The sequence below is a fragment of the Thiobacillus sp. genome (genome assembly GCF_030696885.1).
Taxonomy (GTDB): Bacteria; Pseudomonadota; Gammaproteobacteria; order Burkholderiales; family Thiobacillaceae; genus Thiobacillus.
In genome coordinates this window covers 179,946-198,603 of the sequence record NZ_JAUYRI010000017.1, presented here as the reverse complement: position 1 = coordinate 198,603, position 18,658 = coordinate 179,946, and the positions used below count along the sequence as shown (strand labels likewise).

Below are 18,658 nucleotides of genomic sequence, written 5' to 3'. Positions count from 1 at the left end.
GGAAGATGCAGGTCGGACTGACTGTGGTTCATAACGGTAGACGACCATGATCCGTTTTTTCCGGCACTACGTGCCCCTGAATCTGCTGCTGCTGGTGCTGATCGAGGCGCTGATCCTCGGTGGCGCCATCTACGCAGGCGTCAGCGCGCGCTTTCTCGAAAGCGGCGTGGTGCCGGAACTCCTCTCGCCACTGTTCCCCAAGGCGCTGACCTTCACCGTCGTCATGCTGAGCCTGATGACCGCGAGCGGCCTCTACGACCTCGAATGGCAGGGCGGCGTGCGCGCCCTGCTGCAGCGGCTCGGCCTGAGCTTCGGCCTCGGCCTGGTATCCATGAGCCTGCTGTTCTATTTCTTTCCCGATCTGCTGGTCGGTCGCGGCGCCTTCCTGCTGTCATTCGGCCTGGCCCTGCTCGGCATCCTGCTGAGCCGCGCCCTGTTCATCCGCTGGGTGCGGGCGGGCGCACTGAAAACACGCGCCCTGGTCGTCGGCACCGGCAGCCGCGCCGCCCACATCGAGGCGCTGCTGGCCAAGCGCGGCAACGCCACCAACGTCCAGGTCGTCGGCTACCTGCCGATGGGCGGCAGTCATCATTTCGTCGATCATGCCCGGATTCTCGACAGCGACGAGGCCCTGCCCGAGCTGGCGGCACGCCTGCAAATCAGCGAAATCGTGCTGGCCGTACGCGACCGCCGCAGCGGCGGCCTGCCGGTGCAGGACCTGCTCCGCTGCAAGCTGCGCGGCATCCGCGTGCTCGAACTGTCCAACTTTTTCGAGCGCGAAAACGGCCATCTTCAGATCGACTCGATGAACGCCAGCTGGATGATCCTGGCCGAGGGCTTCCATCAGGGCATCGTGCGCGACACCATCAAGCGCCTGTTCGACCTGCTGGTCAGTGCGGCCATGCTGCTCGTCACCCTGCCGATCATGGCGCTCGCCGCGCTGCTGATCAAGCTGGAAAGCCCTGGTCCCGTGCTCTACCGTCAGGAGCGCGTGGGGCAGGGCGGCAACAACTTCACCATTCTCAAGTTCCGCAGCATGGGCGTCGACGCCGAAAAAGACGGCAAGCCGCGCTGGGCCGGGCAGAACGACAGCCGGGTCACGCTCACCGGACGCTTCATCCGGCGCACCCGCATCGACGAACTGCCGCAGATTTTCAACGTGTTTTTCGGCGACATGAGCTTCGTCGGCCCGCGCCCCGAACGCCCCTATTTCGTGCAGGACCTGACCCAGAAAATCCCCTATTACGGCGTGCGCCACACCGTCAAACCCGGCATCACCGGCTGGGCACAGGTGCGCTATGCCTACGGCGCTACCGACGAGGACGCCATGCACAAGCTGCAGTACGACCTCTATTACGTCAAGAATCACAGCCTGTTCCTCGACCTGATGATCCTGTTCCAAACCGCGCAAGTCGTGTTGTGGGGGAAAGGCGTGCGCTGAGCGCGCCTGTTCGCAACCGACCATGACCGACACCCTGCTTCTCCTCGCTGCGATCGGTTATGGCCTGGCCATGCTGGCTTACCTCGGCTTGTCCGGACTCATCGTCGCCAGTTGGCAGCAGCGTCCGCAGGGCCGGCTGCTGGTGCTCGCCGCCGGACTGAGCGCCCTCTGGGGCGCGTTGGCGGCCGCAGCCACTTGGGGCATCTTGCCCGTTCGCCTGGAACTCGCTGCCGAAGTGGCGCGCAACGGCGCCTGGCTCGCGCTGCTGCTGTACATCCTGCGGCTGCGGCTGCCGCCCGGCAGCGCTCTGCCGGCGCCGTTGCGCCTGATCCGTGCGCTCGCCATCGTGCTCGTCGGCGGCCTGCTGCTCGCCGGCGTGGCGCCGCTCATCGCACCCGACCTGCCGGTGCTCGCGCAGTGGGCAAACCACTTGGGGCGGGTCCTGCTTACCGTGCTGGGGCTGGTGCTGATTGAACAGGTGTACCGCAGCACCCGCCTGGAAGACCGCTGGGCGATCAAGTTCCTATGCCTCGGGCTGGGGGGACTGTTCGTTTACGACTTTTATCTTTATGCCAACGCCGCGCTGTTCAATGCGCTCGACGCCCAGGTATGGGCGGCGCGTGGCTATGTCGCGGCGCTGGTGACACCGCTGATTGCGGTGTCCGCCGCGCGCAATCCGGAGTGGTCGGCGCCGGTCGGGCTGTCGCGCAGCATGGTCTTCCACACCGCCAGCCTGCTGGGCGCGGGCATCTACCTGCTGCTGATGGCGGGCGCCGGCTACTACCTGCGCCTGTTCGGCGGCGAGTGGGGCGACGTGGTGCAGACCGTGTTCATCTTTGCTGCAGCCATGCTGCTGGTGCTGCTGATGTTCTCCGGCACCCTGCGTGCACGGTTGCGGGTGTTTTTATCGAAGCATTTTTTCAGCTACCGCTACGACTACCGCGAAGAGTGGCTCAAGTTCACCCGCACCCTCACTGAAGGCCAGCCCGGCGAGCAACTGTGCGAACGCACGGTCGAGGCGCTCGCCCGACTGGTGGAAAGCCCCGGCGGCGCGCTGTGGATGCGCGAAGGCAACGCCGGCTTCCTGCGCGCCAGCCACTGGAACTGGGCCGACCTCAACGGCGCCGAGCCGGCCGATTCGCCTTTCGCCCGCTGGCTGGCGGACAAGCAGTGGGTGGTCGACCTCGACGAAATGAAGACCCGCCGCGACCTCTATGGTGACCTCGATACCCCGGCGTGGATCCAGCAGGCCGGCGACGCCTGGCTGGTGGTGCCGCTGATGCTGCACGACGAACTGCTCGGCTTCGTGGTGCTCAAGCATTCACTCGGCAAGGTCAGCTTCAACTGGGAAGTCAGCGACCTGCTCAAGGTCGCATCGCGTCAGGCCGCCGCCAACCTGGCGCAGATGCGCGCCGCCAACCAGCTCATCGTGGCGCGCCAGTTCGAGTCGTTCAACCGCACCACCACCTTCATCATCCACGACCTAAAAAACCTGGTCGCCCAGCTGTCCCTGCTGCTGGCCAACGCCGAAAAGCACAAGGACAACCCCGAGTTCCAGGCCGATATGCTGGGCACGGTGGAAAACGCCGTGGCCCGAATGAACAAGGTGCTCGCCCAGCTGCGGCGCGGCAGTGGTGAAGCGCAGGCACAATCGGTGGCGCTGGCGGACATCCTGGCCGACGCCGTCGCCAGCAAGCAGGCATTCAAGCTGCGCCCGATCGTGGAACTGCCGCCCGCCAGCCTGCGCGTGCGCGCCGAACGTGAACGGCTCACCCGCGCCATCGGTCATTTGCTGCAAAATGCGCTGGAGGCCACGCCGCCGAGCGGTCAGGTCACACTGCGCGGCTTCGAGGATAGCGCGCAGGCAATCATTGAAATCACTGACACCGGCAGCGGCATGGAGGATGAATTCATCCGCACCCGCCTGTTTCAGCCCTTCGATTCGACCAAGGGTGCCGGCATGGGCATCGGTGCCTATGAATGCCGCGAAACCGTCCGCGCGCTAGGCGGGCAGCTCGACGTCGACAGCGCGCCGGGGCGTGGCACCCGCTTCCGTATCAGCCTGCCGCTGGAAAATAATTTAGACGTTGGAGGAGACGCCGCATGAGCGACGCCAAACAAAAAATCCTGCTGGTGGAAGACGATCCCGGCCTGCAAAAGCAACTGAAATGGAGCCTCGGCGACTACGAGCTGGTGCTGGCCGCCGACCGCGACAGCGCGATCGCCCAGCTGCGCCGCCACGAACCCGCGGTGGTATTGCTCGACCTCGGCCTGCCGCCCGACGCCGACGGCGCCAGCGAAGGGCTGGCCGCACTGCAGCAGATCCTGTCGCTGGCGCCCGTCACCAAGGTCATCGTCGTCACCGGCAACCTCGATCGCAGCAATGCGGTCAAGGCCATTCAGCTCGGCGCCTACGATTTTTTCCAGAAACCCTTCGACCCCGATGTGCTCGCGCTGATGATCGCCCGCGCGCTGCACGTGCACACGCTCGAAGTTGAGAACCGCCTACTGCTCAACCAGAAGGGCGGTTCCGCCCTGTCCGGTCTGATCACCAGCAGCGAATCGATGCTGAAAGTCTGCCGCACCGTTGAAAAAGTCGCGCCCGCCAACGCCACCGTGCTGCTGCTCGGCGAGTCCGGCACCGGCAAGGAAGTACTGGCGCGCGGCGTGCACGAACTGTCGCCGCGCGTCGGCAAGCGATTTGTCGCCATCAACTGCGCGGCGATTCCCGACACCCTGCTGGAATCCGAACTGTTCGGTTACGAAAAGGGCGCCTTCACCGGCGCGGCCAAGCAAACCATCGGCAAGATCGAGTATGCCAACGAAGGCACGCTCTTCCTCGATGAAATCGGCGACCTGCCGATGCCGTTGCAGGCCAAGCTGCTGCGCTTTTTGCAGGAGCGCGTGATCGAGCGCCTCGGCGGCCGCGGCGAAATCCCGGTCGACGTGCGCGTAGTCTGCGCCACCCACCGCGACCTTGCCGGCATGATCCGCGAAGGCGGATTCCGCGAAGACCTGTACTACCGGCTGTCCGAAATCGCCATTCAGATTCCGCCGCTGCGCGAGCGTGCCGGCGACGCCGTGCTGCTGGCGCAGGCCTTTCTGGAACGCAACGCGCGCGAGATGGGGCGTGGAATCAAGGGTTTCACCGCCGACGCATTGGCAGCGCTCGAAGGCCATGGCTGGCCCGGCAACGTGCGCGAAATGGAAAACATGATCAAGCGCGCCACCATCATGGCGGACGGTACCCAGATCACCGCCGCCGACCTCGGACTCGATGACGGCCCGACCGAACTGCAGCCGTTCAACCTGCGCCAGGCACGCGAACACGCCGAACGTCTGGCCGTGAGCCGGGCGCTCGCCCACAGCGAGGGCAACATCGCCCAGGCCGCCGAATTGCTCGGGGTCACCCGGCCCACCCTGTACGACCTGATGGCAAAAATCGGAATGAAATAATTCAGGGCGCCCTGCGTTCTACACTCAGATCATCTTTCGGAGGCTTCATGATCCACCCCGTTTCCACGTCACGACTGCTGGTGTTTCTGTTCCTCGGCGCCGGGCTGCTGAGCGCCTGCGACCGCCAGGACAGTACCGCCCTGGTGAACGAAGCCCGGACGCTGGTGGCGTCGGGCGACCACAAGGCGGCGATCATCCAGCTCAAGAATGCCCTCGCGCAGGATGAAAACAATGCCGAGGCGCGTTTCGAGCTGGGCACGCTGTATTTCGAGCAGCTTGAGCTCGCCAGCGCCGAAAAGGAATTCCGCCGTGCCCGCCAGGCCGGCTACGCGGAAAATGCCGCCAACGCGATGATCGCCCGCACCCTGCTGGGGCAACGCGACTTCCAGCGCGTGCTCGACGAAGTGCCCGCATCCGCCGGCAGCGATGCCGATGCCGCCACCCTGAACGCGCTGCGCGCCACCGCCGAGCTCGGTCTGAACCGCAAGGACGACGCACGCAAGACCCTGCAGCACGCGCTCGACACCGCGCCCGGCAACGCCGATGTCCATCTGGCACTGGCGCACCTGGCGCTGGCCGACAATGACGTCGCCAAGGCACAGCAGGCCCTCGACGAGGCCTTGCGCATCGACGCCGGCCACCGCGACAGCCTGCATCTGAAAGGCTCGCTGCTGCGCGCCACCCAGCAGCCCAACGAGGCCGCTGCGGTCTATCAGGAAATCCTTCGCATCGATCCGCGCAATGTTGCCGCCCGCCTCGCGCTGGCAGACCTTGCCATCGCAGACGGCCGGCTCGAAGACGCCCGCAAGGAAGTCGACGCCGCACTCAAGACGCGGCCCGGCAACCTGCAGGCGCGCTATACCGAGGCCGTGATCGACTTTCAGGAAAAGAAAATTCCGCGCGCGCGCGACCACCTCGCGGCCGTGCTCAAGGCCGCACCTGACTACGGCCCCGCGCTGCTGCTGGCGGGCGCAGTCGAGTACGCGCTCGGCAACCTGCAAACCGCCGAAACCCACCTCAACAAGGTGTTGAAAGCCGCGCCGAACAACCTCTATGCCGTGCGCCTGCTGGCGGCCACGCAATTGCGCCTCGGCCGCACCGACGATGCGGCACGCACGCTGGCGCCCGCACTCAAGGGGGCCGGCGAAGACGTCGGCGTGCTCACCGTGGCCGGCGAAATCGCACTCGCGCGCAAGGACTATGCGCAGGCCGCGGCCTACTTCGAGGATGCCGCCCAGCGCAATCCGGACAGCGCCGCGCTGCGCACCGAACTTGCCATTTCCCGGCTCGCACAGGGCGACAGCCGCGCCATGGACGACCTCCAGGCGGCCGCCGCGATGGAAAACGAGGGCACTGGCAACCGCGCCGAGACGCTGCTCATTCTGAACCAGCTGAAGCAGAAGCAGTTTGACGCCGCGCTGACCAGCATCGCCGCACTGGAAAAAAAGCAGGGCGCCAACCCGCTCACCTGGAACTATCGCGGCGGCGCCTATATCGGCAAGCAGGATCCCGCCCGCGCCCGCGACAGCTTCGGTCAGGCGCTCAAGCTCGACCCGGCGTTTTACCCGGCCGCTGCCAATCTGGCCCAGCTTGATCTCAAGGACAATCGCCCGGATGCGGCCCGCCAGCGCTTCGAGGGCATACTCAAGGCCGATCCCAAGCATCTGAACGCCATGCTCGCGATGGCCGATTCCGCGATGCGCGAGCGGGACGAAAAAGCCTATGTCGGCTGGCTCGAAAAAGCCGCCGCCGCCCATCCGCAGGCGCTGCCGCCCCGGCTGGCGCTGGCGCGCCATTTGCTCGGCCAGGGCGAGCGCAACAAGGCTCTCGCGCTGGCGCGCGAAGCGCTCAACGCCAATCCCGATCATCCGGCTGCACTCGATCTGCTCGGCAGCGTCCAGCTGGCGCTGGGCGATACGGCCAATGCGCAGGGCAGCTATCGCTCCCTGGTCGAGCGTCTGCCCGGCCAGGCCATGCCGCTGATCAAGCTCGCCGCCGTGCAGGTCGCCGCCAAGGACCTGCCCGGCGCGCGCAAATCGCTGCTGGACGCCTTGCGCGTCCAGCCCGACTCACTCGACGCGCAGATGATGCTCGGCCATGTCGAAATCCAGTCCGGCCGTCACGACGAGGCCCAACGGATCGCGCGCCAGGTGCAGAAACAGCAGCCCGACGGCGCAGCCGGCTACATACTTGAGGGCGATGCAGCGCTGGCCCGCAAGGATCATCCCGCCGCGCTCGCCGCCTTCGAGCGCGCCCACAAACTAGCACCCTCCGGCGCGCTGTTGCTGCGCCAGATGCAGCCCCTGAACGCGCTTCAGCGCGCCGAAGAAGGCGAAAAGCGTCTCGCCGACTGGCTGCAGCGCAACCCGCAGGATGCCGGCACCCGCATCGCGCTGGCCGAACAATTGATCCTGCGCAAGCAGTATCCGGCCGCTGCCGCGCATTACCTCATTCTCGACCAGAGCAACCCGGGCAACCTGCTGGTGCTCAACAACCTGGCCTGGGCGCTCGCCGAGTCCGGCGACAAGCGCGCGCTGGGCTACGCCGAGAAGGCACTCAAGCTCCAGCCCGACAGCGCTGCCGTGCTCGACACCCTCGGCTGGATTCTGGTGCGACAGGGCCAGCACGAACGCGGCATCAAGTTGCTGCAGCAAGCCCTGAGCAAGACGCCCGATGCGGCCGATATCCAGTGGCATCTCGCCTCGGCCTACGCGCAGAGCGGCGACCGCGCCCGCGCACAACGCGAGCTCGAACGTTTGCTGGCGAGTGGCGTAGCATTCCCCCAGGAGCCAGAAGCGCGCGCCCTGCTCAAGCAGCTGCAGAGCAAAGCGCGGTAAGCTTGAAAAATCGCACAGGGCAAAATGGTAAATACGCGCGCGTATTGCGGGCACCGCACGGCAATCCGGACGCCCTGATCGCCGCCAGGCCGCTTGAGTCGCCCTGTTCAACGTCGAAGGCCGGCTGAAAACCGCCTCAATGAGTGGAGTATGTATAGATGACCCAACACCCCGTCGCCCTGGCCATCGCCCTGGCCTTCGCCGCATCCGTGACGCTTTCCGGATGCGACCGCACCGCCAGCCTCACCGAACAGGAGCACATCGAGCGGGCCAAGGACTTCGAGGACAAGGGCAATCCCCGGGGCAGCGTTCTCGAGCTGAAAAACGCCATCCAGAAAAACCCCGACAGCGCGCAGGCCAGACTGTTGCTGGGGCAGATTTATCTGAAGCTGGACATGGGCGCCGAAGCCGAAAAGGAGCTCACCCAGGCCGTCAAGCTCGGGGTCAACCGCGAATCCATCAAGCCCCATCTCGGCGAAGCCTTGCTGTTGATGGGCGAGTACGCACGCGTGCTGGATGAAATCCAGGCCGGAGACCAGACGTCCCAGCTCAATCTCGCACGCATTCTGCAGATTCGGGCCGATGCCATGCGCAGGCAGGGCAGCCTGAAAGATGCCTGCAACCTCTACCAGCAATCGCTCGGCATCAGCGCCGACAACCCGGCGACCTACTGGGGGCTGGCGCAATGCGCACTGGCCGAGCGCGATACGGCCAAAGCCCAGGAATGGCTCGATGCCGCGCTCAAGATCCAGGACAGGCAAGCCAGGACCTGGGTTTATGTGGGCGATCTCGCACAGATCAGGCAGGACGACGCAGGTGCCGTGGCCGCCTATTCCAGCGCACTGAAGCTCGAACCCCAGAATCTGGAAGCTCTGCAAAACCGGGCGACCACCCACATCAAAATGGACCGAATGGAACTCGCCGAGGCCGACATCCAGACCCTCCGCAAGCATTTCCCCCAATCGCTTGCCGTCCACTACCTGCAGGCCATGTACCACTACAAGGAGAAAAAATATCCCGAGGCCCGCAATGCCCTCCAGGAAGCCCTGAAAATCGCCCCCAACGCCCTGCCCGCCCTGTTGCTGGGCGGGCATATCGAATTTGCCCTGGGCAACTTGCAGACCGCCGAGCTGCACCTCAACAAGGTGGCCCGTGCAGCGCCGGAAAACAGCGCCGCGCTCAAAATGCTGGCGGCCACCCAATTGCGCCTGGGGCGGCCGGAGGATGCCGAGAAAACCCTGGCACCGATCGATTTCGCGAAGACCGCGGATGCCGGCTTCTACACTATCGCCGGAGAAATCGCCCTGGCGAGACAGGACTATGCCGGGGCCGCCCGTCTTTTTGAAACCGCCGTCAACCTCAACCCCGACAGTGCAGCGATACGCACGGAACTGGGCCTGGCCCGACTGGCCCAGGGCGACCAGCGCGCCATGGCCGACTTGCAGTCAGCCGCCGACATGGAAGACGCGGGCAGCCGGGCAGACACCCTGATCATCCTCAACCAGCTCAGCAAGCGACAATTTGACGCCGCGCTGTCCAGCATCGCCGCCCTGGAGAAGAAACAGCCGAAAAACCCGCTGGTGTGGAGTTATCGTGGCACCGCCTATCTCGGCAAGAACGACCATGCCAAGGCACGCGACAGCTTTGAACAGGCCCTGAAAATCGACCCGAAATTCTTCCCCGCCGCGGACAGTCTCGCCCGGCTGGACCTGGCGGCGGGACGGACGGCCAGCGCGCGCAAACGCTACGAAGGCATCCTCAAAGCCGAGCCCAATCACATGCAGGCCATGCTCTCCCTAGCGGACATCAGCCTGGGGGAAAAGGATGAAACAGCGCATGTGAGCTGGCTTGAAAAAGCCGCGAAAGCCCATCCGCAAGCCCTGCAGCCGTACGCCGGCCTGGCCCGCCATCGGCTCGCCAAGGGGGACGTCAACGGCGCGCTCGCCACGGCGCGCGAGGCCGTCAACGCCAATCCGGACAACCCCGAAGCGCTCAACCTGCTGGCAAGCACCCAACTGACGACCGGCGACATCGCCAACGCGATCACCACATACACCCTGTCAACCAAAAAGGCCAGCCGGTCCCCCGATGCGTTCATGCGTCTTGCCATGGCGCAGGTCGCAAACAGAGATCTGGCCGCCGCCCGCGTCTCGCTGCAGAAAGCCCTGCAACTCAAACCCGACCATCTGCAAAGCCAAGATGCCCTGCTGAGTCTTGAGCTGTCCGACAAAAACCCTGAAGTCGCCCTGAGAATCGCCCGCCAGATCCAGACACAATTCCCCGCCTTGCCGCTGGGCTACGATCGCGAAGGCGACGTTCATCTTGACCAGAAGCGCCTGCCGCAGGCCATTCAGTCCTATGAGACCTCGCTGGATAAAGGCGCCGGATCGGCGGGCCTGACCAAACTGCACCGCGCCCATATTCTGGCCGGCAACACCCAGGCCGCCGGGCAACGCCTGAACGACTGGCTCAAACAGCATCCCGACGACATGGCCGTGCGCAACCACGCCGCCGAGTACTACATGTTTGCGGGCCGGATCCAGGACGCCATTGCCCAATATGAGGCCATCCAGCGGCAACATCCTGACAACGCTCTGGTCCTCAACAACTTGGCCAGCCTCTATCAACGGCAGAAAGACCCCCGCGCCCTGGGCACCGCCGAACAGGCCCTGAAACTCGCGCCGGACAATCCGGCGATCCAGGACACCGTGGGCTGGCTGCTGGTTGAACAGGGGAAATCAGCGCGTGGCCTCGAGCTCCTGGGCAAGGCCGCCGCCGCCGCGCCCAAGGCGGGCATGATTCGCTACCACCATGCCGTCGCCCTGGCCCGCAGCGGCAATCGGGCCCAGGCACGCCAGGAGCTCGAATTCGTGCTCAGGGAATTCCCCCAACTCCCTGCAGCCGAGGCCGACGCCGCCAGGCAACTGCTCAAGCGGCTTTGACCCGGTCGCGCCCGCTCGCTAAAGCCCGGCTGGATGAAGCATGTGTAAAGAAATCCGACCCCTTCTGGCGGGCCTGTCAGAATCCGCCCGCCCGTGTCGGCAAGCCCCCATCGGTAATTGCAGCGCCCACGCCCCTTGCCAGAACGGGCACGCAGGGAGCTCGACCCGTGCATCGCAATGCAGAGTTTGATTCGTGTCGAAAAACTTTACACATGATGGATTGAAGGGCCTGCATAGCGCATGCCCGGACGGCAAAACAACGAAACAAGTCATTGAATTAATGGTTTTTTTATAGACACACCCTCGGTCTGGCACAGCTGTTGCTTAGTGTTAGGCAAGCCGGAAAGCCAAGGCTTTTGGAAATTTACTAACGAGGGCTCATACCATGAACAAAATCATCACCGCTGCAGTTGCCGCACTTGGAATCGCAGCTTCCGCACCCGCCGCCGCCGTCGTCGTTGGCGGCATCAACTTCGGCGCACTGGGCAGTACCGTCCACATTGAAACGGCAACGCTCGCCGAAACCTTCGTCAACGGTGTCGGCCAGTCGCTGCAGGGTTACGGCGTCATCTCCACCATCAACGGCTCGAACAATTACTGCGCAGTCGGCAGCTGCTCGCTGTATTACCACTTTTCCAATTACACCGTCTCCGCCTTCAACGGCGCAGGGGTTCAGTTCACCGGCGGCGTAATTGACATCTATTACAACGCGGGCCCCCAGTTGAACATGTTCGACCAGAACTCGCCGACCAACGTTGCGACCATCCAGGGCATGACGCCTTGGGTTCGCCTGCTCGGCCATACCTTTGCCGATCCGATCTTCAACGTGGTGAACCCGGTGGGCTTCAATGCCACCCAGACGCTGAACGGCAACGGCACCCTGACGGGCGCCACGCTGACCCAGAACGGCCAGGGCATGGTTGATGTCGACATTAGCGCTGTGTTCGGTCTGGCTTCGGTCGCAGCCTACCTGGATGGCAACTCCATCGCTGACAACCTCGGCGGTTTCGCCGACATCGTGCTGACCTCGTCGAGCAACAACTTCGTCCTGAACCCCGAAGACGTCGCCGACGGCTTCGCCGCAGGTTGCGCAACGGGTCAGGCTGCTCCCGGCGCATGGTGTCTGCAGGGCACGCTGAACACCCGCGGCGCGACGGTCGTCCCGGAACCCGCAGCCCTCGCCCTTCTGGGTATCGGCCTGCTCGGTCTGGGCATCGCTCGCCGCAACAAGAAGCGCGCTTAAGACTCGGCTACCCGACAGCCCCCGGGCTGATCGCACGCCAAGCCCCTCCAGTTGGAGGGGCTTTTTTATGGGCGCAACAGGGCACCCTGCGCAAGCCCTTACACCGCCGTGGCCCACGGGCTAGAATGGGCCAACTCGCCTGACCCGGACCCATACATGACCGCCACACCGCTCCCTGCAGGCCTGCTCGAAAAGCTCCAGGCGCACCTGGGGCCTGACAATGTGCTGAGCGAGCCCGGCCAGCTGGAGGTGGCCTCGCGCACCTGCATCCCCTACCGCGAGTTGCCCGCCGTCGTGGTGTATCCGGCCAATGCCGGGCAGGTGCAGGCGGTGATGCAGCTTGCCCGCGAATTCGACGTGCCTGTCTGGCCGGTGAGCACCGGCAAGAACTGGGGGTATGGAGAAAGAACGGCCTGCTACCCGGGTGGAATCACCCTGATCCTTTCACGCATGAACCGCATCCTGCAGGTGGATGAAGAACTGGGCTATGCGGTGATCGAGCCGGGGGTCACCTACAAGCAGTTGAACGATTACCTGAAAGAACACGGATCGGGCTTCTGGGCCGACACGGCGGGCACCACGCAATATGCCAGCGTGCTGGGCAATGCACTCGACAAGGGCCGGGGGCTCACGCCCTATGCCGACCACTTTGGCTGCCTGTGCGGCATGGACGTGGTGCTGCCGGACGGACAACTTCTGGAAACCGGCGGCGGCCCCGCCGGCAACAACCAGATCCGCCATACTTATAAATGGGGGGTGGGACCTTATCTGGATGGGCTGTTCGCCCAATCCAACCTCGGCATCGTGGTGCAGTCGGGCATCTGGCTGATGCCGGCGCCCGAGCGCTTCGACTTCGCCGCCTTCGAATACACCGCCACGGAAGCGCAGTTCGGACCGTTCATCGACGACCTGCGCAAGCTGGTATTCCAGGGCGCGCTACGTGCGCGGCCGCACTTGGCCAACGACTTTGCCATGATGTGCATTTTTTCCCAGTACCCGCATGACCTGCTGGAAGGCGCGCGCAATTTAAGCGAGGACGCTGCCGCCGCTTGGCGAAAAAAATATGGGGTGGCGCGCTGGACCTTCGGCTGCGGCCTGTACGGCAGTCCGGAGGAAATCCGCTTCCAGAAGCGCGCCATCAAGCAGACGCTGGGACGCTACGGCTTGATACGCTTCGTCGGCGCCTCGGTCCAGGACAAGTGGAAGGGCCGGGTTTTTCGTCTGGCAGCACGCTGGGGCAACCGGCTGCTGGGCAAGGCCGATTCGTTCTACGAGGCGATGGTTCCGGCGATCAATCTGTTTCGCGGCATCCCCACCGACCACTTCGTCCGCCAGGCGTATTTCAAGTCGCACCAGGAGAAGCCGTCCACCGATATCGACCCGGCGCGCGACCAGTGCGGGTTTGTCTGGATCGGCCCGGTGGTGCCGTTCACCTCCACCCACGTGACGCAAGCGCTTGAGCTGGCCAAGCCCATCTTCGCCCGCCACGAGTTCGATTTCTTCGTCGAGGTGATCGTCGAAAGCGCCCGCTCGGTGATCGTGCTGGCGGGGGTGTTCTACGAGCGCAAGGACGAAGCCGAAGCCGAACGCGCGCGGGCCTGGTACCAGGAAATGCACGATGCCTTCCTCGCGCAGGGCTATCCGACCTACCGCACGACGACCATGAGCATGACCGGGGCGCTGGACTCAAATCCAGTCGCAAAGGACATGCTGGCGACACTGAAGCAGGCGCTCGACCCGCAGAACCTGATCGCCCCCGGACGCTACGGCACGCCGCCGCGCGACTGAGCGTGCCGACACACCCCCTCCCGCCCTGGCGCGGAACGCTTTACGCCTCGGTGTCGGGCGGGTAGCGCTTGTCCAGGTAATAACCCAGCACCCGCGGCAAGTAGTCTGCGGCCAGCGGAAGACGCAGGCCGCGGCTGGCCAGCCAGCCGGTATACGCCGCGTTGTCGAAGCCCTGCCGGTCGGCCAGGTAATCGAGATAGATGGGCAGGGTGGACAAAGCCTTGCGCTGGGAAGGCGGCGCCAGACGGGCGGCCACCCGGGCAAGCGCGGCAAATACGCCGCGCGGCATGCGAATGCCGAGGGGTACGCGCATGCCGTGGGTGGTGAAGGCGGTGCGCACCAACGCCTTGAGTTCTTCCAGCCGCGGCGCCTGCTCCGGGCCGCTGCACAAATGAAAGATGCGCCCCGCTGTCTGCGGATCGCGGCTGGCGGCGACGATGGCTTCGGCCACCCAGTTGGCGGGAATGACGTCGAGCCTGACCTCGCCGAAATCCGGATACAGGCCCCGCGTCTTGCAGCCGGACAGGAATTCGCAGATGAAATAGAAAATCTGGAAATGGATGATGCGACCGTCGCGCGCATCACCGATCACCATGCTCGGGCGGTGCACGGTGACCGGCAGCCCTTCGTCGACGATGGCGCGGCGGATAATTTCCTCGGCTTCGGCCTTGGCCTGCTCATAGGTGTTGTGAAACGCGCGCGGCTCGTCCATCCAGATCTCGGGCAGGGCGCCGGGGCGTTTGCCGGCGACGCCGACAGTGCTGACATAGTCGAACTTGCGCAGTCGCCCTGCGGCAGCCAGCCGGCGGGCGAAATCAACGGTTGCCTGGGCGGACCCGACCGCGGAGCGACGCGCATCCTCGATCGACAAATTCATGCGGACCGTCCCGGCGCTGTGGATGAGATGCGTGCACGCCCCGACCAGCTCCGCGTACTGGTCATCCGGCAAATTGAAATTCGCTACGGCAGCATCGCCCCGGTAGGCCTTGACCCGTGCGCGCTGCTCAGACGATTCGGCCCAGCCCCAATAGCCGGCCAGAGATTGCATGCGCTCCGCCAGGGCAGCATCCGACTCGGCGCGCAATAACAACCTGACTTCGGTGTCGGGATCGGCCAGCAGCAGCGGCACGATCGAGCTGCCCACCGCACCGGTGCCGCCGGTTAGAAAATAAACGCTCATGCAATCTCCTGGATCAGGCAGCGGGAATGATCGGTTGAATCGGCGAGCTGTGCATACAGCGCGTCGATTTCGCGCTCGTTGAGGGTCTCGATGGCATTGCGCCTGAGCTTCAGATTGCTGGTCAGTTCGCCGGCGGCGATGCTGAAACCGCGCGGGCTCACCAGCGCGCCCGCAGGCCTTTGATAAGCAGGGAACGGGGCGCAGGCAGCGGCGATGTCATCACCGATGCGGCGCAGTGTCTCGCTGGACAAGGGTGCGGTGAAGCCGACCGGTTGCGGGGTCACGCTGAGCAGGACGACCGCAACCGGCCGGTTGCGCCCGAACACCACGGCATGTTCCACATAGGGCAATTGCCTCAGCGCCGACTCGATCGGCACCGGCGCGATGCGCCGCCCGGTCGAGGTCTTAAATACTTCGGACTTGCGCCCGGTGAGCCACAAAAACCCGTCTGCATCGAGGCGCGCAAGATCCCCGGTATGCAGGTAACCATCGGCGTCGAGCGGGGTGTCGGCGTCCGCCTGGCCGTAGTAGCCCGTGAAAACGCCCGGCCCGCGCACCAGCACTTCTCCGTCATCGGCCAGCTTGAGTACGTTGTCCGGCAGCGGCCGGCCGACGCTGCCGAAACGGTAGGCTTCGAGCGTGTTGTTGGCGATCGGCACGACGCACTCGCTGATGCCATAGGCTTCCAGCACCAGCCAGCCCAAACCATGCAATTTGTCCAGCAGCCAGGGCGGCATCGGCGCCGAGCCGCTGACCATGAACTTCAGGTCCGGTCCCATCAGGTGGCGCAGCTTCTGCAAGACAAGCCGGTCGGCGAGCGCATGCGCCGCAACGCTCCACCAGACGGGCGACCCGCCCGCTCGCCGCGTCCGCTGAAAACGCTCGCCGATGCGCCAGGCTACGCGAACTGCCTGCCTGGCCAGCCAGGATTGGCGCGCGATTTCGGCCTCGATGCCCGCATGCAGCTTTTCGTAAAAACGCGGCACGCCGATGAACAGTGCAGGACGGATTTCCGGCAGCCGCTTGACGATGTCGGCCGGCGAATCGACGAAGTAGCACTGGGTGCCGCGTTTGAGTGCACACAGGTTGATGATGCGCTGGAACAGGTTGGACAGCGGCAGCCAGCACGCCAGCCGGGCGTCGGCCTGAATGGACGGGAAACGGCTGAGGATGGCCTCAGCCGCCAGGCAGAGCTGTCCATGAGTATAGGCGATGCCTTTGGGCTGGCCGGTGCTGCCCGAAGTGAAAACGAGGGTCGCCGTCTGGTCTGGACTCACCTCCGGCAGAGGCTGCACCGGATCGCAGGCGGCCGTGAGCAGGCAGGGGAGCGATGTGATGCCGGGCGCGTTGTCCGCATCCAGCGTCACCACGATGTCCGGCGGCTCGGGCATCAGCGCTTTCAGCGATTCGAGCTGTTCGCCTGCTGCCAGGCAGAGCGCGCGCGGCCGAACGGTGTGCAGGATGTGGCGGGTATTTTCGGGCGCATCGTGGGCGTCGATGCCGACCACCACGCCGCCTGCAGCCAGCACGGCCAAGTGGCAGTATTCCCACTCGGGCACCGTCGGCATCATGATGGCGACGCGGTCGCCGGCACGCAGGCCCAAGCGCAGCAGGTGCGCGGCCAGCGTCTGGACGCGGTCCTGCACCTCGCCCCAGTTGACGCTTGTCCAGTCGCCTGCGGACGTGCGCTGCCAGTAGGCCGGTTGCTGCGGCGACTGTGCGGCGCGTGCCGCAAGCCAGTTGGGGACGCTGTCAGGCCCGGCCGGCATCGCGTGCCTGCCGGCGCAGGAGGGGCGGGTCATACGCCCCTTCGGGCAGGTTGATGCGCAGGTCGTCGTCGGTCAGGTCGAGCCATTGCTGGCTGCGGCTGACGTCGCGGCCAAGCAGGACCTTGCGCCGGATCATGAAGTCGACCAATGGCGCCATGATCCGCCAGTGGTTCAGGCTGGCCTTGCCTTCGCGTATCAGCGCGGCAAACTCCGGGGCATACGGGTTGTAGCCGAAATGCTTGAGGTCGGAATACATCATCAGCCAGTTGATCGGATAGTTGCTGACGATCGGGCTGGCATGGCGGCCGCGCTTGACGAGGCCGAGTTCGGCGACCTTGCGCATGACCTCGTCCTGGTCGTAATCCCACGCGTGGAATGGCGCAAGATAGCGTGGAAAGCGCGTATCTGCGGGCATTTCAAGCGGATTGTAGAAGCGCCTCAACTCATCGTCGGTGAACGCGCCGCAGGTCTTGAGTTGGGGTGGCGTCCAGTCTTCCGCGCGGATGAGCTCGGGAGAAAACTCGTACAGCATGCGCTCTGGTTCGGGCTGACCGGGCGAATAGCCGGCAAGAATCAGCGGAATGTCTTTCTCGATCGCCAGGCGAATGGCATCGCCCTCGAACAGCGGCGCATAGACATAGGACACCGTGTAGACGGCACCGCGCGCTTCCTGGTTTTGCAGCAGGTAGCGGAACAGTTTTCTGATGAACGCAGGCGCCGGGTTGAAGACTTCGTGGTCGATGTCGAGGCGGGCCAGCGCGGTGCGGATATTGCTCCAGGCCACCTCCGGCAGATCGATGTTGGTGGTGTACGCCAGCACGCGCAGGCCATACTCGACCTTCAGCTTGTGCAGCAGATAGATGCTGTCCTTGCCACCGCTGAGCGGAACCAGGCAATCATACTGGCCACGACCCGTCCCCCCGTGGGCGGCGCGCAGGGTCTGCTCCAGATCGTCACGATGGGCCGGGTTGGGCTGGACCGATGCCCGTTCGGCAGCGGGCGCGCGACAAAAACCGCACACGCCATCGGGACCGATCTGCGAGCCGGGCACGGCCGCCGGCAACAGGCATTGCTTACATTTTTTCATTGCATCCTGCTCTCAGGGGGCTGCGCCAACGTATGGATCGGCGCATGCGGACAAGGGCTTGCATTGTTTGCAGTCAAACTGGCCGCGCGTTGCACCAAGCCTCGGTGAAGCCAATTCCTAGCCGCCTTGAAGGCGTTGCGCGATACCCAGTTCATCCTCTTTTGAAAATCCGTAGGGATAGAGCGACTTTTCTCCGGGTGGCGGCGGCAACGCGCCCCCCAGCGTGGCGATTTTCTGCTCGATATAACTCAGGTCCAGATGCAGCAGGACGGCCGGTGCGTTGACCCGGGGGCACATCCGCTCATGCCCGAGCAGTTCGAATCCCAGCATCCGCTTGTAGAAGAACACATGGCGCGGGTTCACCTCGATCACAAAGTCTGTGTACTTGTGGATGTGGAAAGCATAGATGAAGGCAATATGAAACAGCGCAGCCAGGACCGATTTGGAGGCTGCACTTTCATCCACGGCCAGCTTGGTCAACTCGGCAATTCTTCGGCCTTGAGCCCGAAGCGTGTCGACCTCCTCCTTGTACAACTCGTCCACCACCAGCCCTTTATGGCTGTCCAGTCCCAGTGTCACCGTCCCGGCCACGATGTTCTCCTGGTAAGCCACCAGGGTGATCCGGTTGGGGTCGTGATTCAGGCTATCGCTTTCATACCCGCGCCAGCTGTACATCTTTTCAATCAGCAGGCTGGCGGACTTGCGCCGGTCGTCCGTCGTCGCCAGACGCACCTTGAATTCCTGACGGCTGACGCGGGTCATCTCCTCGTCCTGCGCCTTGCTCTGGTCGAGGCACAGGTCCTTCAGCCGGTAGGGCGACTGAAAGGCAACAATCGTCTTGTCCCATTCGTCTGGGTCCTGGCGACGGTTTTTGATGCCGAATGGAAGTTTTGGAATGGTGGGCATAGTCCTGCG

General features: G+C 64.5%; 11 protein-coding genes. 7 read left to right on the top strand and 4 right to left on the bottom strand.

Going from position 1 to position 18,658, the window contains the following annotated elements; translation table 11 throughout:
- Nucleotides 1–46 precede the first annotated feature (46 nt).
- The 7 genes from Q8R61_RS08765 to Q8R61_RS08735 all read left to right on the top strand — a co-directional run bounded on the left by Q8R61_RS08765 (nt 47) and on the right by Q8R61_RS08735 (nt 13,707).
- Nucleotides 47–1,441, top strand: a complete 1,395-nt coding sequence (locus Q8R61_RS08765) for a TIGR03013 family XrtA/PEP-CTERM system glycosyltransferase (RefSeq protein WP_305536286.1) — start codon at nt 47–49, stop codon at nt 1,439–1,441.
- A gap of 22 nt (nt 1,442–1,463) precedes the next feature.
- On the top strand, nt 1,464–3,548 hold the full coding sequence (prsK, locus tag Q8R61_RS08760; RefSeq protein WP_305536284.1) for an XrtA/PEP-CTERM system histidine kinase PrsK: 2,085 nt from the start codon (nt 1,464–1,466) through the stop codon (nt 3,546–3,548).
- Nucleotides 3,545–4,897 (top strand): PEP-CTERM-box response regulator transcription factor, encoded by a 1,353-nt coding sequence (prsR, locus tag Q8R61_RS08755; RefSeq protein ID WP_305536283.1) that lies wholly within the window; start codon nt 3,545–3,547, stop codon nt 4,895–4,897. Before prsK ends, prsR begins: the two co-directional genes overlap by 4 nt.
- A gap of 47 nt (nt 4,898–4,944) precedes the next feature.
- Nucleotides 4,945–7,734, top strand: coding sequence for an XrtA/PEP-CTERM system TPR-repeat protein PrsT (gene prsT / locus Q8R61_RS08750; protein ID WP_305536282.1), 2,790 nt, complete (start codon nt 4,945–4,947; stop codon nt 7,732–7,734).
- Between the two features lie 158 nt (nt 7,735–7,892).
- Entirely contained in the window at nt 7,893–10,676 is a 2,784-nt protein-coding gene (prsT, locus tag Q8R61_RS08745) for an XrtA/PEP-CTERM system TPR-repeat protein PrsT (RefSeq protein WP_305536281.1), read from the top strand.
- Nucleotides 10,677–11,061: 385 nt separating this feature from the next.
- On the top strand, nt 11,062–11,919 hold the full coding sequence (locus Q8R61_RS08740; protein ID WP_305536279.1) for a PEP-CTERM sorting domain-containing protein: 858 nt from the start codon (nt 11,062–11,064) through the stop codon (nt 11,917–11,919).
- Between the two features lie 156 nt (nt 11,920–12,075).
- Nucleotides 12,076–13,707: an FAD-binding oxidoreductase gene (locus Q8R61_RS08735; RefSeq protein WP_305536277.1), complete on the top strand. Its 1,632-nt coding sequence runs from the start codon at nt 12,076–12,078 to the stop codon at nt 13,705–13,707.
- A 40-nt stretch (nt 13,708–13,747) separates the two neighbouring features.
- Here the strand turns inward: Q8R61_RS08735 and Q8R61_RS08730 are convergent, their stop codons facing one another.
- The 4 genes from Q8R61_RS08730 to Q8R61_RS08715 all read right to left on the bottom strand — a co-directional run bounded on the left by Q8R61_RS08730 (nt 13,748) and on the right by Q8R61_RS08715 (nt 18,649).
- Complete coding sequence (locus Q8R61_RS08730) at nt 13,748–14,887, bottom strand: SDR family oxidoreductase (protein WP_305536275.1); 1,140 nt, start codon at nt 14,885–14,887, stop codon at nt 13,748–13,750.
- On the bottom strand, nt 14,884–16,689 hold the full coding sequence (locus Q8R61_RS08725) for a long-chain fatty acid--CoA ligase (RefSeq protein WP_305536273.1): 1,806 nt from the start codon (nt 16,687–16,689) through the stop codon (nt 14,884–14,886). Before Q8R61_RS08725 ends, Q8R61_RS08730 begins: the two co-directional genes overlap by 4 nt.
- Nucleotides 16,640–17,743 (bottom strand): hypothetical protein, encoded by a 1,104-nt coding sequence (locus Q8R61_RS08720; RefSeq protein ID WP_305536271.1) that lies wholly within the window; start codon nt 17,741–17,743, stop codon nt 16,640–16,642. Before Q8R61_RS08720 ends, Q8R61_RS08725 begins: the two co-directional genes overlap by 50 nt.
- A 117-nt stretch (nt 17,744–17,860) precedes the next feature.
- Nucleotides 17,861–18,649, bottom strand: coding sequence for a hypothetical protein (locus Q8R61_RS08715; RefSeq protein ID WP_305536269.1), 789 nt, complete (start codon nt 18,647–18,649; stop codon nt 17,861–17,863).
- Nucleotides 18,650–18,658: the final 9 nt, after the last annotated feature.